Origin of the sequence: Enterococcus sp. AZ035 (assembly GCF_050548325.1) — a bacterium.
Taxonomy (GTDB): domain Bacteria; phylum Bacillota; class Bacilli; order Lactobacillales; family Enterococcaceae; genus Enterococcus; species Enterococcus faecalis.
On record NZ_CP172958.1, the window covers coordinates 1,161,773 to 1,183,897 of the forward strand.

19 protein-coding genes are annotated in these 22,125 nt (G+C 38.0%); all 19 read left to right on the plus strand.

Annotated features, from left to right (window positions below; all coding sequences use genetic code 11):
- Window position 1: 1 nt before the first annotated feature.
- On the plus strand, window positions 2-2,722 hold the full coding sequence (gene fdhF, locus IGL32_RS05630) for a formate dehydrogenase subunit alpha (RefSeq protein WP_002371207.1): 2,721 nt from the start codon (window positions 2-4) through the stop codon (window positions 2,720-2,722).
- Window positions 2,723-2,739: 17 nt separating this feature from the next.
- The gene (locus IGL32_RS05635; RefSeq protein WP_002371206.1) at window positions 2,740-3,942 is read left to right on the plus strand and encodes a molybdopterin molybdotransferase MoeA; all 1,203 of its coding nucleotides are present in this window, start codon (window positions 2,740-2,742) and stop codon (window positions 3,940-3,942) included.
- A gap of 774 nt (window positions 3,943-4,716) precedes the next feature.
- Window positions 4,717-5,226, plus strand: a complete 510-nt coding sequence (gene moaC / locus IGL32_RS05640) for a cyclic pyranopterin monophosphate synthase MoaC (RefSeq protein WP_002366623.1) — start codon at window positions 4,717-4,719, stop codon at window positions 5,224-5,226.
- A complete protein-coding gene (moaA, locus tag IGL32_RS05645) occupies window positions 5,223-6,197 on the plus strand; it encodes a GTP 3',8-cyclase MoaA (protein ID WP_002371204.1) in 975 nt (324 codons plus the stop codon). Before moaC ends, moaA begins: the two co-directional genes overlap by 4 nt.
- A gap of 2 nt (window positions 6,198-6,199) precedes the next feature.
- Complete coding sequence (locus IGL32_RS05650; protein ID WP_002357714.1) at window positions 6,200-6,634, plus strand: MOSC domain-containing protein; 435 nt, start codon at window positions 6,200-6,202, stop codon at window positions 6,632-6,634.
- Complete coding sequence (locus IGL32_RS05655) at window positions 6,627-7,109, plus strand: MogA/MoaB family molybdenum cofactor biosynthesis protein (protein WP_002361756.1); 483 nt, start codon at window positions 6,627-6,629, stop codon at window positions 7,107-7,109. The genes IGL32_RS05650 and IGL32_RS05655 overlap by 8 nt, the downstream gene beginning before the upstream one ends.
- A gap of 3 nt (window positions 7,110-7,112) precedes the next feature.
- Window positions 7,113-8,084, plus strand: coding sequence for a molybdopterin-binding protein (locus tag IGL32_RS05660; RefSeq protein WP_002379413.1), 972 nt, complete (start codon window positions 7,113-7,115; stop codon window positions 8,082-8,084).
- 18 nt (window positions 8,085-8,102) lie between these two features.
- Entirely contained in the window at window positions 8,103-8,903 is an 801-nt protein-coding gene (gene modA, locus IGL32_RS05665) for a molybdate ABC transporter substrate-binding protein (RefSeq protein ID WP_156210045.1), read from the plus strand.
- An 8-nt stretch (window positions 8,904-8,911) separates the two neighbouring features.
- Window positions 8,912-9,583 carry a molybdate ABC transporter permease subunit gene (gene modB / locus IGL32_RS05670; protein WP_002357709.1) on the plus strand — a complete coding sequence of 224 codons (672 nt, stop codon included), beginning with the start codon at window positions 8,912-8,914 and terminating at the stop codon, window positions 9,581-9,583.
- Window positions 9,580-10,584 (plus strand): ATP-binding cassette domain-containing protein, encoded by a 1,005-nt coding sequence (locus tag IGL32_RS05675; protein WP_002357708.1) that lies wholly within the window; start codon window positions 9,580-9,582, stop codon window positions 10,582-10,584. Before modB ends, IGL32_RS05675 begins: the two co-directional genes overlap by 4 nt.
- Before the next feature lie 121 nt (window positions 10,585-10,705).
- Complete coding sequence (locus tag IGL32_RS05680) at window positions 10,706-12,808, plus strand: heavy metal translocating P-type ATPase (RefSeq protein WP_002365612.1); 2,103 nt, start codon at window positions 10,706-10,708, stop codon at window positions 12,806-12,808.
- Between the two features lie 268 nt (window positions 12,809-13,076).
- Window positions 13,077-13,520, plus strand: coding sequence for a cell division protein ZapA (gene zapA / locus IGL32_RS05685; RefSeq protein WP_002357706.1), 444 nt, complete (start codon window positions 13,077-13,079; stop codon window positions 13,518-13,520).
- Window positions 13,521-13,539: 19 nt separating this feature from the next.
- A complete protein-coding gene (locus IGL32_RS05690; RefSeq protein ID WP_002357705.1) occupies window positions 13,540-14,088 on the plus strand; it encodes a CvpA family protein in 549 nt (182 codons plus the stop codon).
- A gap of 110 nt (window positions 14,089-14,198) precedes the next feature.
- Complete coding sequence (locus tag IGL32_RS05695; RefSeq protein WP_002369462.1) at window positions 14,199-16,565, plus strand: endonuclease MutS2; 2,367 nt, start codon at window positions 14,199-14,201, stop codon at window positions 16,563-16,565.
- A gap of 97 nt (window positions 16,566-16,662) precedes the next feature.
- Window positions 16,663-16,977, plus strand: coding sequence for a thioredoxin (gene trxA, locus IGL32_RS05700; RefSeq protein ID WP_002357703.1), 315 nt, complete (start codon window positions 16,663-16,665; stop codon window positions 16,975-16,977).
- A gap of 164 nt (window positions 16,978-17,141) precedes the next feature.
- Window positions 17,142-18,938 carry an excinuclease ABC subunit UvrC gene (gene uvrC / locus IGL32_RS05705; RefSeq protein WP_156210043.1) on the plus strand — a complete coding sequence of 599 codons (1,797 nt, stop codon included), beginning with the start codon at window positions 17,142-17,144 and terminating at the stop codon, window positions 18,936-18,938.
- A 659-nt stretch (window positions 18,939-19,597) separates the two neighbouring features.
- The gene (locus IGL32_RS05710) at window positions 19,598-19,855 is read left to right on the plus strand and encodes a DUF3884 family protein (protein ID WP_156210042.1); all 258 of its coding nucleotides are present in this window, start codon (window positions 19,598-19,600) and stop codon (window positions 19,853-19,855) included.
- Between the two features lie 104 nt (window positions 19,856-19,959).
- Window positions 19,960-20,859 carry an ABC transporter ATP-binding protein gene (locus tag IGL32_RS05715; RefSeq protein ID WP_002357699.1) on the plus strand — a complete coding sequence of 300 codons (900 nt, stop codon included), beginning with the start codon at window positions 19,960-19,962 and terminating at the stop codon, window positions 20,857-20,859.
- Entirely contained in the window at window positions 20,852-22,114 is a 1,263-nt protein-coding gene (locus IGL32_RS05720) for an ABC transporter permease (RefSeq protein ID WP_002357698.1), read from the plus strand. Before IGL32_RS05715 ends, IGL32_RS05720 begins: the two co-directional genes overlap by 8 nt.
- The last annotated feature ends 11 nt before the right edge of the window (window positions 22,115-22,125 follow it).

Here is a 22,125-nt window from a genome sequence, read left to right on the forward strand (position 1 = left end):
AATGAAAACAAAGTTGCATACGCAAACAGTTACGTTGTCTATTGATAACCAAGAAGTAACTGTGCCTAAAGGGACTACCATTCTCGAAGCAGCGAAAGGGCTAGGTGTTGAAATCCCAACGCTCTGTCATTTAAAGGAATTAGCACCTGATGGTTCTTGTCGGATGTGCGTGGTTGAGGTGGAAGGTGGCCGACGTGGTGGCTTAACAACTGCTTGTACGGCACATTGTCAAGAGGACATGGTTGTGGCAACACATTCTGAAAAAGTTGCTGATTCCAGACGTTTTATTCTTGATTTATTATTGAGTAATCATAAATTAGAATGTTTTTCTTGTGGAAAAAACGGGGATTGTCAATTACAACAGTATGCGCTAGATTATGGGATTGATGTCACTAGCTTTACCGAGGGAAAAAGAATGCCTTGCCATCAAGAAGATACCAGTAATCCATTTTTCTCTTATGATCCAGAAAAGTGTATCATGTGTCGTCGTTGTGCCCGTGTCTGTCAATTGCGGCAGGGAAGAGATGTACTTAGTATTGCTAATCGTGGCTTTGAAACAAAAATGATGCCGAGTTATGGGCAGGCGTTTGATCAATCTATCTGTGAATCATGTGGCAATTGTGTCTCTTCCTGTCCTACAGGTGCGTTAACAGCAAAAGATACGAAAGAGTACCGCAAATGGGAAACCCAGAAAATTCCTACAACTTGTCCGCATTGTGGGACAGGCTGTCAGATGAATTTACTCGTTAAAAATAATCGTTTGGTGGGTGTTGAACCCCTGGATGGACCAGCTAATAAAAATTTACTTTGTGTGAAAGGAAAATTTGCTTCATATAAATTTGTTGGGTCAGGAGATCGCTTAACGGAGCCATTAATTAAACGGAATGGCATTTTTGAACCTGCTTCTTGGGAAGAAGCCTTAACGCTTGTTTCGTCAAAATTTAACGAAATTAAAGCAGAAAACGGTCCGGATGCTCTTGCTGGTTTTTCGTGCTCTAGAGCGACAAATGAAGATAATTATGTCTTTCAAAAAATGGTGCGTGCTGCTTTTGGTACCAATAATGTTGATAACTGTGCCCGTGTTTGTCATTCGGCTTCGGTCCATGGTTTAGCCCAAACCTTAGGCTCTGGTGCGATGACTAATCCTATTGCTGATATCACTGAAGATGTCGACATGATTTTATTAGTAGGTTCCAATCCAGAAGAAGCTCATCCAGTTATTGGTGCGCAAATTCGCCAAGCCATCCAAAGAGGAACGCAAGTTGTTGTTGTTGATCCGCGGAAAATTAACTTAGTGAAGGATAGTGCGCTGCATTTACAAGTTCAGGCGGGAACGAATGTCGCATTTGCTAATGGCATGATGCATGTGATTTTGAAAGAAGGTTTAGCAGATCGCCATTTTATTGAAGAACGGACAGAAGGATTTTTAGATTTAGAAAAAATGGTGGCTGATTATACGCCGGAAAAAGTCGCAGAAATTTGTCATATTCATCCAGAAGATTTAATTCAAGCAGCACGCATGTATGCAAAAGCAGAGAAAGCACCAATCATTTATTGTTTAGGTGTAACGGAACATTCGACAGGAACTGAGGGTGTTATGAGTATGTCTAATTTGGCAATGTTGGTTGGTAAAGTTGGAAAACCAGGCTGTGGTGTCAATCCTTTGCGAGGTCAAAATAATGTTCAAGGTGCTTGCGATATGGGCTGTATGCCTTATGATTTCCCAGGCTATCAAAAAGTCAATAATCCAGAAGTGATCGACAAATTTGAAAAAGCTTGGCATGTGCCGTTAAATCGAAACACAGGTTTAACTTCTACTAAAGTCTTACCAGCAGCAACGGCAGGAAGCGTCAAAGGCCTTTATATTTTTGGAGAAGATCCAATTGTTACGGATCCAGACACAGGACATGTTCGTCAAGCTTTAGAAAGTTTAGACTTTTTAGTTGTTCAAGAATTATTTATGACCGAAACGGCTGCTTATGCAGATGTCGTTTTACCAGGCATCAGTTATGCAGAAAAAGACGGGACATTTACAAATACAGAACGGCGCGTGCAAAGAGTCCGTAAAGCTGTTGAACCAAGAGGACAAGCGCGAGAAGACTATGAAATTTTTTGTGAAGTCATGACACGAATGGGCTATCCTTGTGCGTATGAATCTGCAAAAGAAATTATGGAAGAAATTTCAGCTGTGACGCCTTCGTTTGGTGGAATTAATTATGAACGATTAGAGAAGGAGAGCTTACAATGGCCTTGTCGGAGCTTGACAGATCCAGGTACGCCGATTATGCATGTGGGCAGTTTTGCTCGTGGGAAAGGTTTATTTAAAGCAATTCCGTATAAGCAAGCACAAGAATTACCAGATGAAGAGTACCCGTATTTAATGTCGACAGGCCGAATGCTTTACCATTACAATACCCGAGCAATGACAGGACGAACGGAAGGGATTAACCAAATAGCGAATCACTCTTATATTGAGATAAATGCAGTCGATGCACAAGCTCTGGGAATCCAAGAAGGTGACAAAGTTGAAGTTCATTCTCGACGTGGCAAAATCGAAACCTATGCGGCTGTCGGAAATCGAGTATTTCCGCAAGAAGTCTTTATGACATTCCACTTTCCAGATGGGAATGTTAACGAAATCACCAATGCTGTATTTGATGATATCGCCACAATTCCTGAATATAAAGTTTGTGCCGTTGCGATTAAACCAGTGAATAAATAAAAAAGGATGGTTAAAACATGATCGAGTTGGAAGAAGCACGAGAGAAAATGACCCAACATATGAAGAGTCAATGTGAAACAGAAGAAGTGGCGCTGCTTGATTCCTTGGGACGGATTAGCGGAGAAACCATTTTTGCAGAGACAGCGATTCCTCATTTTCCTCGTGCCGGGATGGATGGGTATGCCGTTCGTGCAGTAGAAACACGAGGTGCGACTGCTGAAAGCCCAAGTTGTTTAAAAGTCGTCGGTTCTTTAGTGGCAGGGGATTCCATGTTTTATTGTAATCAGACGAATAACTGTGCGATTAAAATAACAACAGGTGCTTTTATTCCAACCGATTTTGATGCTGTAGTGCCACAAGAATGGACGGATTTTGGGCAAGACCATGTTAAAATTTTTCGCTCTGTCACTGCGGGCCAAAACTATGCGGAAATTGGAGAAGATATTGCTTTTCAGCAAAAAATTTTAGCAAAACATCAACAGATTAATAGTCGCATGATTGGTTTGTTGGCAATGCAAGGGATTGATAAAGTTGTTGTTTTGAAGCGCATGAAGGTGGGGATTTTAGCGACCGGTAGTGAGTTAGTTTCTTTGGAAGAACCACTGTCAGTTGGGAAAATTTATAATAGTAATCTCTACATGTTAGCAGCTTTTGTCAAAGCGAGTGGTAATGAAGTAATCCACCTAGACCATTGTTCAGATGACCCTGAAGAATTAGCGAAGAGGCTGATTGAGATTTCACCAAAACTTGATGTATTAATTACTTGTGGTGGTGTTTCGGTAGGTGAAAAGGACAATTTACCTTTAGCAATTAAACGTATCGGAGGAACAGAGTTGTTTCATTTTGTAAATATGAAACCTGGAACCCCAGTTATGGGAAGTCAATTTCAAGAAACACTCATTTTAAGCGTTTCAGGCAATCCGTTTGCGGCAATGGTTAATTTACATCTTTTTTACTGGACATTATTAGCTACTTTTTTTAATTGTGTCGAGTTAAATCTCAAGGAACGAACAGTAATTTTAGCGCATGAATTAACCCCTAGTAGACTACGTCGATTTTACCGAGCGAAAGAAATAGATGGCACAGTAAATTTAGTGACAAAAAGTCATCTTTCATCCAATTTATCAAATACTTTAGAAACAAATTGCCTGCTAGAACAACCAGCTGGTGTACTACTCAAAAAAGGCGCGCTTGTAAAAGTCTATTATTGGCAAACTTGATGACAACCTGACCTAAGATTAGTATGAAAGTAAGAGCCTGGAACAAAAATCACTTTGGATTTTTGTTCCAGGCTTAAAAATTGATAAACGGCGGGGACAGAAGCAACACTACGCGTTGCTCCGATCTCAACAACTTCTAAGGTGTTTTCTCGACATGCGTCTCGTCACAGTACAGCCTTCAAAAGAGCTACAGCTCTAAGAGTTGCGATGTTTCACTGTGAAGCATGAACAGATGAAATCATCGTACCTACTTGGTGAAGGTCCTTCGGAAATAAGCCGAAATTGTTGAGAATCACGAAGAACGTAGTGATTCGATGATGAACAATACCTACTTAGTCTCCAAAAATTAAAGAGCACCGGGTCCTTCAATTCTAGCATGTTCCATGCTTAGAAATTGATGCGAACGAAACGGAGTGTAGTGTATCATGCAACATCAACTCGTTCCTCGTTGTGTTTTATGACAATTTTCGGAAATTTCTTCTTATTGCTGAGAAACACTATTTGCAAAGCAAATAGATGTTGAACAGTACCTACTTGGTTCTCGGAGTTAAGCACTTCTGTCCCGACCTCTTATTACTTATCAAGTTTTAAGACTTAGACAAAAGTCTGGTCAGGCTAAGCGAATCACGTAATTTTTGTCGCTTAACATTTTTAACTTCGATTTCTCACTAAAAAAAATTATGGATGCCAGATTGTTTTTTTGATGCAAGAGTGATACACTTGAAAAAGAAGTATTGTGTAAACGTTAACAAATGTCAAATGTGAGGTGGAGAAATGGTTCAAAGTAAGGAATTTACGCACTTGAATACACAAGGAGAAGTGCACATGGTTGATATTTCGGAAAAAAATGACACTGAAAGAACAGCCCTCGCTTATGGAGAAATTCACATGTTGGAAGCGACAGCAGAAGCGATCCAGACCCAAATGATTAAAAAAGGTGAAGTATTACAGGTAGCAAGAGTAGCTGGGATTACCGCCGCAAAACGAACGTTTGAATGGATTCCTTTGTGTCATTTGGTTGCTTTGACAAAGTGTGAAATTCAGTTTGATTGGCGCAATCAAACTTGTTTAGAAGTACGTTGCTTTACAAAAACAGTGGGTTCAACTGGCGTTGAAATGGAAGCGCTAACAGGTGTGCAGGCAGCACTCTTAACAATTTATGACATGTGTAAAGCAATTGATCGAGGAATGACAATGACAAACATTGGTTTATTAGAGAAAAATGGTGGACGTAGTGGTCATTTCATTCGTTCTTCAATTAAATCAAAGGAAAGTGATGAGTGAACAGCATGAAAGATGCATTTAACCGTGAAATTGATTATGTTCGTTTGTCTTTAACAGATCGTTGTGACTTACGTTGCACGTATTGCATGCCAGCAACAGGTCTTTGCTTTTTAAAAAAAGAGCAGCTTCTAACAGATGATGAGATTATTTTTTTATTGAGGATATTAGCGAAAGAAGACATCAAAAAAGTTAAATTAACAGGTGGTGAACCGCTTGTTAGACCGAATTTACTCTCTTTAATTAAAAGGATAAAGCAAATCTCAGGCATCGAAAAAGTAACCTTAACGACTAATGGCATGAAGTTAGCTCGTGAGGCTCAAGGATTAAAAGAGGCGGGCTTGGACGGCATTAATATTAGCTTAGACACTTTGGATCCAGAAGAATTTCGTGAAATAACAAGAGTTGGTCAGTTAAGGAATGTTCTGGCGGGCTTAGAACAAGCGATTGATGTGGGATTACCTAATATCAAAATTAATACTGTAGCTAGGAAAGAGCTAAGTGAAGCAACAATTGTAGAACTGGCTGAAATCGCTAAGAAAGAGACTGTGCATCTTCGTTTCATTGAAATGATGCCAATTGGATTAGGGAAGGAGCATCCAGGTAAGCAACAAGAAGAAGTAGAAGCCATTTTAACCAAATATTATGGAACGTTACAACCATACCAAAAACCATTGGGCAATGGCCCTGCTAGTTATTACGCCTTAAAAGATTTTAAAGGGAAAATAGGTTTTATTAGTGCATTAGGGCATTGTTTTTGCGAGACGTGCAATCGAATCCGAATTACTGCAGACGGCCATTTAAAAACGTGCCTGCATTCTGCAGACGGCTACTCGTTAAAGGAAGCTTTAGCTATGGAACAAACAGCAGAATTGTTAGGGATTATCAAGAGTGGCATTGCCTGTAAGCCTGAAAAACATCTTTTCTTGGAACAACAAGGAGAACAACGATTTATGTCACAAATAGGAGGGTAAGTATGAAAACAGGAGAAATTATTGCAATAAATATTAGCCCGCGAAGAGGCACACAGAAAAAGGAAATTCCTGAAGTCAACTTAATTAAAGGTTTCGGATTAGAAAATGATGCGCACGGCGGTAATTGGCATCGACAAGTCAGTTTGTTATCTTTTGAAGAAATAACGGCTTTCAATGAAAAAGGAGCTCGGGTTGGCAATGGTGCTTTTGGGGAAAACATAATCGTCTCAGGGATTGATTTACGTCAATTACCTGTTGGAACGAAAATGAAAATAGGCGATTCCGAATTGGTGGTTACTCAAATTGGGAAAGAGTGCCATAAACACTGTCAGATTTACGCGCGAGTGGGCGATTGCATCATGCCTAGAGAAGGAATCTTTGCAGTTGTTGTGACAGAAGGTCATATTAAAAAAGGAGACCAGTTAGACGTTGTTTAAAGTTGGCATTGTAACATTAAGTGATCGTTGCTTTCAAGGACTTGCTGTCGACCAATCGGGGCCCTTGATTCGTGAACAGTTACCTGCGCTCTACCAGGTAACCAAACAAACCATTTTACCAGATGAAGAAAATCAATTAGTAGAGCTATTGCAAGAGTGGTCTAAGACCTGTGATTTGATTTTAACGACAGGCGGCACAGGGTTGAGTGAACGGGATCGGACCCCAGAAGCTACCTTACGTGTAGCAGAGCGAATCATTCCTGGGATCAGTGAGGGCTTGCGTCAACTTAGCTTGGAAAAAACACCATTTGCTATGTTAAGTCGAGGCGTTTCTGTTCAAAGAGGACGCACGCTCATTGTTAATTTGCCTGGTAGCCCGAAAAGTGTAACAGAACATTTGCATTTTTTGTTGCCTGTTTTGCCCCACGCTTTGGATTTAATCACAAATAAAAAAATCATACATGATGAGGAATAAACCATGAAAACAATTCGAACAGAAGAGGCAGTTGGCCTTCCATTGAGTCATGATATTACGCGAATTGACTATGGGAAGACCAAGGAAGTGTGTTTTAAAAAAGGACATATAGTTGTTCAAGAAGATATTCCAATTCTTTTATCATTAGGGAAAAAACATCTGTTTGTTTCCTTGGATCCAGCAGAAATACATGAAGAAGAGGCAGCGACATTTTTGTATAACCTGTTAACAGATGACTCATGTCAGCCGAGTGAAGTCCATGAAGGAAAAATTGTTGCTAAAGCTAGTACGAGAGGTCTTTTAAAAGTCAATCGAGAAAAATTAATTGCTTTAAATGAAATTGAAGGTCTCGCCTTGTCAACTAAAGTTACCAATATAGAAGTTCAGAAAGATGAAAAAGTTGCAGCCTTTCGAGTGATTCCACTAACAATTTCTAAAAGCCAATTAGAAAAGGCACGCCAGCTCAGCACGTCTGAGCCACTAATCTCTGTGAAACCTTTCAAAAAAATACGGGTCGGGATTGTAACTACTGGCAGTGAAGTTTACACAGGATTGGTTGAGGATGCTTTTTACCCTGTGTTAAAAGCCAAGTTCTCCGCGTATCCTTTAGTTACGATTGTCAAGCAAGAAATTGTCGATGATCAGCCGCAAAAAATTACTGTTGCGATCAAAAAGATGTTAGCACAAGGGGTTGATCTGATTGTTTGTACAGGTGGTATGAGTGTAGATCCTGATGATTTGACACCGTTAGCAATTAAGCAGACAGGTGCTGAAATCGTAACCCATGGGACACCAGTCTTACCAGGCTCAATGTTTTTGCTGGCTTATAAAGGAGAGCAGACGATCATTGGCTTACCAGGTGGTGTTTTATTTTCAGAAAAAACGGTTTTTGATTTGTTGTTACCAAGATTAATGGCCAAAGAAGTGATTAAAAAATCTGAAATTATTGACTTGAGTTATGGCGGGTATTTATAAAAGAAAAGAGGCGTTCAAATGTCTAAACAAAAAAAGGCTGTGTTCCTGCTTAGTTTATTCAGTTTAGTTGCCCTAATTGCTGCATGTACAAATCAGCCGCAAAAAGAAACAGTTTCAACAAAAAAAGAAGAAATAACCCTTGCGGCAGCAGCTAGCTTAGAATCAGTCATGGAGAAGAAAATTATTCCAGCCTTTGAAAAAGAGCATCCAGATATTCAGGTAACTGGAACCTATGATAGTTCTGGAAAATTACAGATGCAAATTGAAAAAGGCCTAAAAGCCGATGTATTTTTCTCAGCTTCGACAAAACAAATGAATGCATTGGTTGCAGAAAAACTAATTAATAAAAAAAGTGTCGTTCCTTTATTGGAAAACCAGCTCGTTCTTATTGTGCCTAACCAAGATCAAGCAAAGTGGCATGATTTTTCTGATTTAAAAAAAGCCCAAATGATAGCAATTGGTGATCCTGCAAGTGTTCCAGCTGGTCAATATGCCGAAGAAGGCTTAAAAGCTTTAGGCGCTTGGTCTTATGTAGAAAAACACGCAAGCTTTGGCACGAATGTAACAGAAGTCCTTGAATGGGTAGCTAATGCAAGTGCAGAAGCTGGCTTGGTTTATGCGACAGATGCAGCAACCAATTCAAAAGTAGCGATTGTTGCGGCCATGCCTGAAGCTGCTTTGAAAAAGCCAATTATCTATCCAGTTGGTAAAGTTGTCGCCTCTAAGAAACAAAAATCAGCAGATGCTTTTTTAAATTTTTTACAGAGTCAACAATGCAGAAAATATTTTGAAAATATTGGCTTTAAGTTAACAAAGTAGGTGGTAAAATGGATGTTCGACCAATTCTTTTATCTTTTCAGACAGCAATAATCGCCATTTTATTTACTTTTGTTTTAGGAACAGGCGTTGCGTATATTGTTTTTCGTTTGAAAAATCGTAAATTAAAAATTCTTTTGAATAGTTTATTTACGTTGCCATTAGTTTTACCGCCGACTGTTTTTGGTTTTTTTCTCTTAACTATTTTTGGTGTTCAGCAACCAGTGGGCCAGTTTTTACTTGATTTTTTTGCCATTCAAGTTGTTTTTTCGTGGCCAGCTACGGTTATTGCTGCCGTTGCTGTTTCATTTCCTTTAATGTATCGTTCAGCCTTAACGGCGTTTGAACAAATGGATAGTGAATTGTTGGCGGTGGCCCAGACACTCGGGTTTTCGGAAAGTCGATATTTTAGAAAAATTGCGTTACCTTTGTCGATGAACGGTCTCTTGGCCGGTGGCGTGTTAGCCTTTGCCCGTGGGTTAGGCGAATTTGGAGCGACGACAATGTTAGCAGGGAATATTGCTGGCAAAACAAGAACGCTTCCTTTAGCTATCTACTCTGCTGTAGCAAGTGGGGATTGGCGCTTAGCCAATCAATATGTTGTGATTATGTTATTACTTTGCCTGATTATTTTATTTTTTACGGAATTTTTTAGTCAGCGCGCTTGGAGAAGATCGGAATGAGATTAATTGTTGATATTCAAAAAGAATTGAAAAGTCATACTTTGCAAATTCAGTTTGAAACAAAGACTCAAACAACAGGAATTTTAGGTGCTTCTGGTTGTGGCAAGAGTATGTTGTTAAAATGTATTGCGGGTGTTGAGACTGCGGATAAAGGTCAGATTGTTTTAAATGATCAAGTCTTATTCGATACTGAAAAAAAGATCAATTTGTCGCCGCAACAACGAAAAATTGGTCTTTTGTTTCAACAGTATGCGTTGTTTCCTCATTTGTCGGTAGTAGAAAATCTGACGTGCGTGACAAAAGATTTACAATTGGTCACTCAATTGCTTGCATCTTTTCACTTAACTAAAGTCCAACAACAATATCCTAGTCAACTTTCTGGAGGACAAAGACAGCGAGTGGCTTTTGCGCGAATGCTAGCGGCTCAGCCGGCTTACCTGTTATTAGATGAGCCATTTTCCGCATTAGATGCACCCTTAAAGGAAGAGCTGCAAATTGAACTTCAACAGCGATTAAGTAATTTAAATCAACATGCCTTAATTGTGAGTCATAGTTTAGATGAACTGTATAAGTTATGTCAGAGTTTAGTGATAATCACAAAAAACCAAACACTTTTTGGTGCAACAAATCAATTATTTAACCAACCTCAAACGATTGAAGCAGCTAAACTCACTGGTTGTAAAAATATTTGGCCTGTCAAACGCATAGATGCGCACAGAGTCCAAGTGATTGGCTGGCAACAAACACTAACGGTTACACAAGAAGTTCCTATTTCTTGTCATTCTATTGGAATTCGGGCCCATGATTTCACAACAGAACCGCAGGCAACCAATCAGATCGAAGTGCATCACTTACAAACATTGTCAGCACCTTTTGAACAAAGTGCTTGGTTTCAACACCAACAAACCAAAATTTGGTGGAAAGGGAGCAATAGACTCAATCCGAAAGTTATTACTCAGTTATCCATTCCACCTACAGCAATTATGCCATTATGTCTATAAAATAGAAAAAGATTACGTGAAGCGGTTGACATATGATTGCATCTTCATTTATAATAGATTCATGAAAGGTTATTCATGTAAACGGAATAATCGCTATTATATAGGGAGTGAAGGTGTTTAAATGCAAAAGAGTTATAAACTAGAAGGACTTGATTGTGCAAGTTGTGCAGACAAAATTGAAAAATCTGTCCAAAAAATTCACGGAGTAGAAAAAGCGCGTGTGGACTTCATGGCTGAAAAGATGACACTGGAAGTTGAATCAGGACATGATTTAGAAGTCGAAAATGAAGCGCGTGCAGTGATTGGTAAGTTAGAACCAGATGTCAAAGTTATTTCTTTAAAAGATGTCAAAGAAGAAGAGGGACGTAATCCAAATAAGAATCGCTTAATTCGTATCATTATTGCATTTGTTTTATTTTTAGCACTTATTATCATTAAGCCAAGTAATAATTGGGTTGCTTTGGCGTCTTATTTAGTCGTTTATGTCTTAATTGGTGGCGACATTGTCAAACGAGCGGTAACGAATATTTTTCGTGGGGAAGTGTTTGATGAAAATTTCTTAATGTCTGTGGCAACGATCGGGGCATTCTTTATTGGGGAATATCCCGAAGCTGTGGCAGTAATGTTGTTCTACCAGGTCGGCGAATGGTTCCAAAGTGCTGCGGTTGATCAATCCAGAAAATCAATTGCCAAATTAATGGATATTCGTCCAGATTCAGCAAATCTTTTAGTAAATGGACAAATAAAAGCGGTCGCTCCAGATACAATTGAAATTGGGCAACAAATATTAGTGAAACCAGGTGAAAAAGTTCCATTAGATGGTCAAATTATTGATGGATCAAGCATGGTAGATACCTCTGCGTTAACTGGTGAATCCGTTCCAAGAACGGTCAAAGTCGGCGATGAAATCTTAGGTGGTTTTATCAATAAAAATGGGGCCTTGACCATTAATGTTACGAAAAAATTTGGGGATTCAACAGTTAGCAAAATTTTAGATTTAGTTGAAAATGCTAGCAGTAAAAAAGCCCCTGCAGAAAACTTTATTTCTAAATTTGCTCGTTACTATACACCAGTTGTCGTTGTTTTAGCTGTCTTATTGGCAGTGATTCCACCATTTATTTTCCCTGATACTTCTATTAATGAATGGGTTTATCGGGCATTAACGTTCTTGGTTATTTCTTGTCCATGTGCCTTAGTCATTTCTGTTCCTTTAAGTTTCTTCGGTGGAATTGGCGGAGCCAGTAAACTAGGTGTTTTAATTAAAGGAAGTAACTATTTAGAAATTTTAGCGAATACGGAAACGATTGTTTTTGATAAAACTGGTACGCTAACAAAAGGAAATTTTGTGGTTCAAAACATAACTAGTGTTGTTTTACCTGAAGAAGAGTTGTTACGTTTAACAGCAACAGCAGAACAATTATCCACTCATCCAATTGCTATTTCTATTAAAGAAAGCTATGGCAAAGAAACAGTTCCAGCAACAGCAATTGAAGAGGTTGCCGGACACGGTATCAAAGCCACAATTGAAGGCAAAACAGTTTTAGTCGGTAATGCGAAGTTAATGAAACAATTTGGTATCGAAGCACCAGAAGTGAAGGAAGCGGGAACTTTAATTTTTGTCGCTATTGATAATCAATTTGCAGGCTATTTAGTGATTGCGGATCAATTGAAACCAGACGCTATTTCAGCAATAAAAGAATTAAAAGCTGAAGGGGTCAAACAAACTGTTATGCTGACTGGAGACAATCAACAAGTTGCAGAAGCTATTGCAAAAGAAGTTGGTGTTGACAAAGTTTATGCAGAACTTTTACCAGATGGCAAAGTGGATCGTTTAGAAGAGTTGTTAAAAGCATCTTCACCTAAAAACAAAGTTGCCTTTGTTGGTGACGGCATGAATGATGCACCTGTTTTAGCCCGGGCTGATGTTGGGATTGCCATGGGTGGTTTAGGAAGTGACGCGGCAATTGAAGCTGCTGATGTGGTGATTATGAATGATGAACCAAGTCGTATCGCCTCTGCGATTAAATTATCAAGAAAAACATTGAGAATTGTTAAACAAAACATTATCTTTGCGATTGCTGTTAAAATCATTGTCTTGGCACTAGGTGCATTAGGCTTGGCTTCAATGCAAGCAGCAGTGTTTGCTGATGTTGGTGTAACTATTATCGCTGTTTTAAATGCTATGCGTTGTTTACGTGTAGAAAAGATGAAAGATAATAACTAAGCCTTAAAAAGTACAGCTGAAACAAACATTTTTAGCTGATTATCAGAGTTTGAGCGTGGGACAAAAATCACTTTGACTTTTTGTTCCACTCTTTTTCTCCTACACAATTTCTATTCGTTCTTAAATTGCCAGAGTTCTTGTAAAGAAATCTTTAAATTTTTCGCTTTGTGGCATATAATAAGAGAGAATTTGTACGAAAATTGCGCTTCGCTTTTTTTTCATGGTACAATAAGCAAGAATGGATTGATTTACAGGAGGGAACCTCAACATGGCATCAAATGAAAAAACACGATATAAAGCAATCATTGCAGACCATACGTATACAATTATTGGCCAAGAGTCAAAACAACATATGGATTTAGTCACAAAAATTGTCAACGAACAACTGGCGGAAATTAAACATCTTTCTCCGCAAACTGATACGGAACAAGCTTCTGTTTTATTAGCAATTAATGCAATTTCAGATCAACTAAAAAAACAAGAATATGCTTTAAAATTGGAAAAACAAGTAGCAGATTTAAAACAGAAAACCATTCGTTTGGCTGAATTAGAGAATCGTGTGCGCCGAATGGAAATTATCGAAGAAGAAGCACGAGATGTTTTGAAAAAGAATGGACAAGAAGATGTAGAAATTCATAATCATGTGGAAGCCCAACAAATTTTGAATGAAAATCGAAAACAGCAGATTCAAAATAAAGGTGTTTCGGAGTAGTTCCTGAAAGGATGACAAGATGTTAACAATACTTATTTTATTACTTTTAGCCTTTGGATTTTATACAGGAGCTAAACGAGGCTTGATTTTACAAGTGCTCTATTCGGTAGGTTACTTAATTTCATATTTTGTTGCTCGAACTTATTACAAAGAGGTCGCCTCTCATTTAGAATTGTATATTCCATATCCATCGGTTACGCCAACGTCAAAGCTTGTCTTTTTTAATCAAGAGATTTCTTTAGACTTGGACAAAGCCTTTTATTCAGCGGTTGCGTTTTTATTATTGCTGTTTGCAGGCTGGTTGGTCGTTCGTTTTTTAGCGATCTTTTTACATGGATTAACATTTATTCCAGTTTTGAAACAGGTAAATGGACTATTAGGTGGCGTATTAAGTGTTCTTGTGTTATACGTGGGTCTTTTTCTAGTGTTAGCTACGGCGTCAATGATTCCGTCAGATATTGTCCAAAATCAGTTTCGGTCAAGTGGCTTGGCACGAGGCATTGTAAAAAATACCCCAATTCTAACAAAACAAGCATATGAATTATGGGTTGAACCAATTACGAAATAAAGCTGAATGGGACTGAGATAGAGATAAGAAGTAAGTGAGCAAAGCGAAACTTCTTATGTTATGTCTCAGTCTTTTCAACAAATGAAAAAGTTAGAAAAGTAGGTGGAAAAATGAATCAGCGTATTCTATCAACATTAGGGTTTGATAAAGTAAAACAACAGTTGTTGCAATTTATTGTGACAGCTCAGGGGACAAACGAAGTTTCGGAATTATTACCGATTGCTGATGAAAATAAAATTCAATCATGGCTAAATGAAACACAGGATGGTTTAAAAGTTCAACGATTACGTGGTGGAATCCCCATTCCTAAATTAGAAAATATCCAACCACACATGAAACGGATTGAAATTGGTGCGGATTTAAATGGCATAGAATTAGCACAAGTAGGCCGTGTCTTGTCGACTACTTCAGAACTGACTCGTTTTTTTGATGAGTTAAGTGAAAATGAAGTTGATTTTGAACGTTTATATATGTGGCGAGAGCAACTAGAAGTTTTGCCTGAATTAAATCGCCAACTCAAACAAGCCATTGATGATGATGGCTACGTCACAGATGAAGCTTCGCCAGCCTTAAAGGCAATTCGGCAAAATATTCGACGTAGTGAGCAGACCATTCGAGAAGAACTAGATAGTATTATTCGTGGGAAAAACGCACGTTACCTTAGTGATGCCCTTGTTACTATGCGAAATGAACGCTACGTGATTCCAGTCAAACAAGAATATAAAAATATTTTTGGTGGCGTGGTTCACGACCAAAGTGCTTCAGGACAAACCTTATTTATTGAACCTAAACAAATTTTAGAAATGAATAATCGCTTGCGACAACAACAAATTGCCGAAAGAAATGAGATTACTCGCATCTTGGCAGAACTGTCGGCCGAGTTGGTCCCTTATCGCCGTGAAATTACGCATAATGCCTATGTCATCGGTAAACTTGATTTTATTAATGCTAAGGCACGACTAGGAAAAGAACTAAAAGCAGTTGTTCCAGAAATTAGTCAAGCAAATCATGTAGTTTTTAAACAAGCCCGGCACCCGCTATTGGATCCAGAAAAAGCTGTAGCCAATGACATTGTGATTGGAGAAGAATATCAAGCAATTGTGATTACAGGGCCTAATACCGGCGGGAAAACCATTACTCTGAAAACGTTAGGTCTTTTACAATTAATGGGTCAAGCTGGATTACCTATTCCAGTTGAAGAAGAGAGTAAAATGGGGATTTTTACAGAAGTATTTGCGGATATCGGGGATGAACAATCGATTGAACAAAGTTTAAGTACTTTCTCTTCACATATGACGAATATCGTGTCTGTCTTAAAGAAAGTCGATCATCAAAGTTTAGTACTATTTGATGAATTAGGTGCTGGGACAGATCCGCAAGAAGGGGCCGCTTTAGCTATTGCCATTTTAGATTCATTGGGTGCTAAAGGAGCCTATGTGATGGCAACAACCCATTATCCTGAATTAAAAGTGTATGGCTATAATCGAGCTGGAACAATCAATGCCAGTATGGAATTTGATGTAGATACCTTGAGTCCAACCTATCGTTTATTAATTGGCGTGCCTGGCCGAAGTAATGCTTTTGAAATTTCGAAACGTCTTGGATTAGACAACAGTATTATTGAAGCTGCAAAACAAATAATGGACGGTGAAAGTCAAGATTTAAACGAAATGATTGAAGACCTGGAAAACCGTCGCAAAATGGCCGAAACTGAATATTTAGAAGCTCGCCACTATGTCGATGAATCGGCGGCTTTGCATAAAGAACTGAAAGAAGCCTATCAAGTGTTTTTTGAAGAACGAGAAAAAGAATTACAAAAAGCGCGGAAAGAAGCAAATAAAATTATTGCAGAAGCGGAAGAAAATGCGGAAACTATTATTTCTGATATTCGCAAAATGCAATTGGAAAGTGGCCAACAAGGTGGTGTCAAAGAACATCAGTTAATTGATGCGAAAACACAACTTTCTCAATTACACCACGAAGAAACCAAGCTTGCTAAAAACAAAGTGCTGAAGAAGGCGAAAGAACAGAAAAAATTAAAAGCTGGCGATGAAGTAATTGTCAATACTTACGGCCAACGAGGGACCTTATTAAAAGACAACGGCAAAGGACAATGGCAAGTCCAATTAGGCATTTTAAAAATGAACGTATCTGAAGAGGATATGACGCCTGTCGCTCCACAAAAAGAAGCAAAACCAAGAGTTACAACGGTTCGTTCTGCAGAAAGCAGTCATGTTGGCACACAACTAGACTTACGTGGCAAACGCTACGAAGAAGCATTGGCAGAAGTTGACCAATACATTGATGCTGCGATTCTAGCGGGCTATCCACAAGTAACCATTGTTCACGGCAAAGGAACAGGTGCATTAAGAACCGGAATAACGGAATTTTTAAAAAATCACCGCAGTGTGAAAAGCTATGAATTTGCGCCACAAAACCAAGGTGGTAATGGTGCGACTGTCGTAAAATTCCAATAAATAAGGACTTACAATAAGTAAGCAGAACACTCGCTATCTTAGAGATGACGTGTTATACTAAGCATGTAATAAGAGTAAAGAGTAGGAGGTTTGTGAAATGACACAAGCAATTACCGATAAAGATTTTGCAACAGAAACAGATGAAGGATTAGTCTTAATCGACTTTTGGGCAACTTGGTGTGGCCCTTGTCGTATGCAAGCACCCATCTTAGAACAATTATCTGAAGAATATGATGAAGACGAAGTGAAAATCGTCAAAATGGATGTGGATGAAAATCCTGCAACACCAGCAAGTTTTGGAATCATGAGCATCCCAACATTGCTATTGAAAAAAGATGGCGAAGTTGTTGAAAAAGCAGTCGGTGTTCATACAAAAGACCAATTGCAAGCAATGATTGCCAAACACTTATAAACGTTGATTAGTCATTACGAATAGTCTGATTCAGTCTGAAGAGAAATCATTAGCGATTGTCTTTTCAGGCTGTTTCTTTCGTACATAAAGTAGCGGCTTTTTTTGTTTAATTACAAAAAGAGGTGTATAATAGATGAAGCATTTTGTTAGAAAGGAAGTATCGTATGAACGAACGAATAAAAAATAAATTAGCACTGCTTCCTGATCAACCTGGTTGTTATTTAATGAAAGATAAAAACGGCACGATTATCTATGTTGGGAAAGCCAAAATTTTGAAAAACCGTGTCCGGACTTATTTTCGTGGTAGCCATGATACTAAGACAGAACGATTAGTTAGTGAAATCGATGATTTTGAATATATTGTGACAGAATCGAATATTGAAGCGCTTTTATTAGAAATTAATTTAATCCATAAAAATAATCCCAAATATAACATCATGTTAAAAGATGATAAAACCTATCCTTTTATCAAAATCACAAACGAAAAATATCCTCGTTTAATGATTACTCGAAAGGTTTTAAAAGACAAAGCGTTATATTTTGGCCCATATCCAGATGTAAATGCAGCGAATGAAACAAAGAAACTGTTAGATCGACTTTTTCCTTTGCGAAAATGTAATCCGTCGCAAAAAACACCTTGTTTGTATTATCATTTAGGACAATGTCTGTGTCCCTATGCTTTTGATGTGGATCCGCAAGTCTACAAAGATATGGTGGAAGAGATTAAAGGGTTTCTCTCTGGTGGACATACAGAAATTCAAGACCGCTTACAAGAAAAAATGGCTTATGCAGCTGCGCATATGGAATTTGAAAAAGCTGCAGAATTTCGCGATCAAATTAAAGCGATTGAAACAGTTATGACCCGCCAAAAAATGACGAATGTAGATTTAATTGATCGTGATGTGTTTGGTTATGCTGTTGATAAAGGCTGGATGTGTGTCCAAGTATTCTTTGTCAGACAAGGAAAATTAATCGAACGTGATGTATCGATTTTTCCATTTTATGATGATGCCAGTGAAGCATTTTTAACTTTTATTGGACAATTTTATCAAGAGAATGAGCATTTTGTGCCAAAAGAAGTCTTGATTCCTGATGACATTGATAAAGAAAGCGTCGAAGCTTTATTAGCTACGAAAGTCTTGCAGCCGCAACGGGGAGAAAAGAAAAAACTGGTTAAATTAGCCAGTAAAAATGCTGCAGTTGCTTTAAATGAAAAATTCGATTTGATTGTACGGAAACAAGAACGAACAATTGGCGCAGTTGAAAAATTAGGCAATGCGATGAACATACCTGCGCCCATTCGAATTGAAGCATTTGATAATTCAAATATTATGGGAACAAACCCTGTTTCTGCGATGGTTGTGTTTATTGACGGACGGCCAGCTAAAAATGAGTATCGAAAATATAAAATAAAAACTGTGCAAGGTCCTGATGATTACGCTTCTATGAGAGAAGTCATTTATCGCAGATATTCACGAGTTTTAAAAGAAGGCTTGCCTTTTCCTGATTTAATTTTAATCGATGGTGGTAAAGGCCAAGTCGATGTTGCTAAAGATGTGTTAGCCAATCAACTAGGAGTCGATATTCCTGTAGCTGGATTAGCCAAGAACGACAAGCACAAAACGAGTGAACTTTTATTTGGTCCAAACTTAGAAGTTGTACCATTGGAAAGAAACTCACAAGAATTTTTCTTGTTGCAACGAATCCAAGATGAAGTCCATCGTTTCGCCATCACATTCCATCGTCAATTACGTAGTAAAAATAGTTTTGCTTCCAAATTAGATAACATTGAAGGCTTGGGACCGAAACGCAAAAAAAATCTTTTAAAAGAATTTAAATCGCTTAAAAATATTACGGCAGCCAGTGTTGAAGAATTAAGAAAAGCTGGGTTACCTAAAACTGTCGCGAAGAATGTGTATCGTCATTTGCACCAAGAAACAACCTCTGAGATAGAAAAATAAATGAAAACAAGCCAGAGGTCGGGACAGAAACGTTTAGCTCCGAGAACCAAGTAGGTACTGTTCAACATCTATTTGCTTTGCAAATAGTGTTTCTCAGCAATAAGAAGGAATTTCCGAAAATTGTCATAAAACACAACGAGGAACGAGTTGATGTTGCATGATACACTACACTCCGTTTCGTTCGCATCAATTTCTAAGCATGGAACATGCTAGAATTGAAGGACCCGGTGCTCTTTAATTTTTGGAGACTAAGTAGGTATTGTTCATCATCGAATCACTACGTTCTTCGTGATTCTCAACAATTTCGGCTTATTTCCGAAGGACCTTCACCAAGTAGGTACGATGATTTCATCTGTTCATGCTTCACAGTGAAACATCGCAACTCTTAGAGCTGTAGCTCTTTTGAAGGCTGTACTGTGACGAGACGCATGTCGAGAAAACACCTTAGAAGTTGTTGAGATCGGAGCAACGCGTAGTGTTGGTTCTGTTCCCGCCGTTTATAAGGTTTTAAGCCTGGGACAAAAATCCAAAGTGATTTTTGTCCCAGGCTCTGTTTTTTTTATTCAATTTTTTCATGAAAAGTTGAACTCTCAAGAAAATATGATAACGATTTCTTTCGTGATATACTAATACTAACTTAAAAGAGAGGACGTCTGATCATGAAAATACTAACGCCCGTTTATCAAATAAAATTTAAAAAAGTATCAAATCAATTACTGATTGATGAGCGTTTAATGAATGAATTGGGTACGTGGCTGAATCGTACAGGTCGAATTTGGGCCTGTCAATCATCAAAATCGGCAAAGGAATTTAAAAATACATTCTATGAAAGCACAGGCTTGATCGCAAATGAAGTGCATATTTCTGCCGAGACGGATGGTCTTTTTCGCTTAGCAGAAAATAAAGCGTCTGATTAAAGTGCAACATCTTTCCATAACAATTGTCATTGACAAGCCAACACAGGAAAGATACGATATGAGTAACTAAACAGCGGTTTAGAAAAAGTGAAGGGGGCGTTTATGTGTTAGAGGTAAAAGAGTTAGTCAAAACCTTTGGGGATTTTAAAGCAGTTGATCATGTATCCTTTACGATACCGGACGGGAAAATTTTAGGATTAATTGGCCAAAATGGTGCCGGGAAGACAACTACGTTTCGCTTGATTTTAAATTTTTTAACACAAGATAGCGGGTCAGTTTTATGGAATGGTCAACCATTAAACGAAAAAGAGTACAATATTATTGGTTATTTACCAGAAGAACGGGGTTTATATCCTAAAATTACGATTGAAGACCAACTAATTTATTTCGCTTCGTTGCGGGGAAAAACTAAAAAAGAAATTGAACCTAAAATTGACTTTTGGATGGAAAAATTTCAAGTTAAAGGCAAAAAAACAGATAAAGTTAAATCTTTATCAAAAGGAAATCAACAAAAAGTTCAATTGATTGCGACACTTATTCATGAACCGAAGTTAATTATTTTAGACGAACCATTCAGTGGCTTGGATCCAGTTAATGCAGAATTATTAAAAGACGGCATTATTGAATTGAAAAATCAAGGTTCTTGTGTCATTTTTTCCAGTCATAATATGGACAATGTGGAAAAAATCTGTGACCATTTAGTCATGTTAAAAAATGGACGCATGGTTTTAGATGGTCAGGTTCATGAAATTCGACAACAATTTGGTCGAACAAAATTATTTTTAGAATCACCGTTATCTGTTGAGGAAGTTGCTGCTACAGCAGGTGTGAAAGAAGCACACTTGCGACAAGATGGCGTCTTAGAAGCGACATTAGAAAACGCTGAAGTGGGCAAAGTGTTGTTTGATAAAGCGACAGCCAACGGCTACATTCCAATGTTTAATCAACAACCACCAACATTGGAAGAAATTTTCAAAATGAAAGTAGGTGGGCAAGATGAGTAAATTTTGGATTATTGCGACTGATGTCTATAAGAAAAATGTGAAGTCGCTGTCTTTCTTAATCATGATTTTAGCGCCATTTCTTCTTGTAGGAATTGTTTACTTAGCGGGCTCTCTAGCTAGCGGTTTTTCAGGAGATACTACCATTGGTCTGGTTTCGGAAAATCAAGCGCTGGTTAAAGAGTTGACAAAGAATAAAACAGAGGACTTTTCTTTCAAAGCTGTTTCTTCTGAGAAAAAGGCCCAAGAACAATTAAAAGACGAGAAAATTGATGCTTATTTACTTTTGGACACTACAGATAATCAGATTTCTGGTCAGCTTTATTCTGAACGCTCTTTAGGAAATGCAACCGAGATGCTAATTCCTCAAATGTTAAACCAATTACAAACAATGGCGAATGCCAATCGTTTAAACCTAACAGCTGAGCAAGTTGCCATGTTGAATCAACAAGCAACATTTAAAAAAGCCAAAATTAGTTTTGATGAAAATGGTAAAATAAAAACAGGAGAAGATAACACAGGGATTCAAATGGCGTTAGCAATGGGGATAACAATTTTGTTATTTGTCTTCATCAGCAGTTATTCTTCAATTATTGCCCAAGAGATTGCTTCTGAAAAAGGCACTAGAATCATGGAAGTTATTCTCTCTAGTACAAAAGCGCAAACCCATTTTTATGGCAAATTAACTGGGGTTATTCTAGTAGCTTTAACACAAATTTTCATTTACGGAGTGGCGTTTGTTCTCGGCTATTCTCAATTGAAAAATCTTGATTTTATGAAAAGTCTATTAAGTGGTATTTCACCACAAAGTATTTTTTCATCAACCTTTATTTTTACATTAGGCTTTTTCATTATTGGTATTCTCGTTTTTGCTGTTTTGGCAGCACTTTGTGGTTCTCTTGTTTCCAAACCAGAGGATACAGCAAAAGCAGTTCAGCCCATCATGTATATTGGTTTAATCGGTTATATGATTGGCATTACGTTTGGGACGAATGATCCGCAAAATATCGTGGTGAAAGTGACTTCCTTTATTCCGCTGATTTCGTCATACATTATGCCAGTACGCTTGGCGACCGAAACGGCATCAACAATGGAAGCAATTGTCTCATTAGTGATTTTGGCAGTTTTTGGAATTATTTTAACAATCTTCTCTGCTCGTTTATATAAATCAAACGTTCTTGTATACAGCGAAGGCGGCATGATTCAATCCTTAAAACAGTCAATTTCTATTTTAAAAAATGAACAAAAGCATAAATAATTTTTGTTTAA

Bases quoted from the DNA above. Each gene is read 5' to 3' on its own strand.
- IGL32_RS05720 (WP_002357698.1), top strand. From the start codon at position 20,852: ATGAGTAAATTTTGGATTATTGCGACTGATGTCTATAAGAAAAATGTG.
- IGL32_RS05695 (WP_002369462.1), top strand. From the start codon at position 14,199: ATGAATCAGCGTATTCTATCAACATTAGGGTTTGATAAAGTAAAACAA.
- modB (WP_002357709.1), top strand. From the start codon at position 8,912: ATGGATGTTCGACCAATTCTTTTATCTTTTCAGACAGCAATAATCGCC.
- IGL32_RS05660 (WP_002379413.1), top strand. From the start codon at position 7,113: ATGAAAACAATTCGAACAGAAGAGGCAGTTGGCCTTCCATTGAGTCAT.
- uvrC (WP_156210043.1), top strand. From the start codon at position 17,142: ATGAACGAACGAATAAAAAATAAATTAGCACTGCTTCCTGATCAACCT.
- IGL32_RS05690 (WP_002357705.1), top strand. From the start codon at position 13,540: ATGTTAACAATACTTATTTTATTACTTTTAGCCTTTGGATTTTATACA.
- zapA (WP_002357706.1), top strand. From the start codon at position 13,077: ATGGCATCAAATGAAAAAACACGATATAAAGCAATCATTGCAGACCAT.
- IGL32_RS05650 (WP_002357714.1), top strand. From the start codon at position 6,200: ATGAAAACAGGAGAAATTATTGCAATAAATATTAGCCCGCGAAGAGGC.
- IGL32_RS05675 (WP_002357708.1), top strand. From the start codon at position 9,580: ATGAGATTAATTGTTGATATTCAAAAAGAATTGAAAAGTCATACTTTG.
- trxA (WP_002357703.1), top strand. From the start codon at position 16,663: ATGACACAAGCAATTACCGATAAAGATTTTGCAACAGAAACAGATGAA.
- IGL32_RS05635 (WP_002371206.1), top strand. From the start codon at position 2,740: ATGATCGAGTTGGAAGAAGCACGAGAGAAAATGACCCAACATATGAAG.
- fdhF (WP_002371207.1), top strand. From the start codon at position 2: ATGAAAACAAAGTTGCATACGCAAACAGTTACGTTGTCTATTGATAAC.
- moaC (WP_002366623.1), top strand. From the start codon at position 4,717: ATGGTTCAAAGTAAGGAATTTACGCACTTGAATACACAAGGAGAAGTG.
- modA (WP_156210045.1), top strand. From the start codon at position 8,103: ATGTCTAAACAAAAAAAGGCTGTGTTCCTGCTTAGTTTATTCAGTTTA.
- IGL32_RS05710 (WP_156210042.1), top strand. From the start codon at position 19,598: ATGAAAATACTAACGCCCGTTTATCAAATAAAATTTAAAAAAGTATCA.
- IGL32_RS05680 (WP_002365612.1), top strand. From the start codon at position 10,706: ATGCAAAAGAGTTATAAACTAGAAGGACTTGATTGTGCAAGTTGTGCA.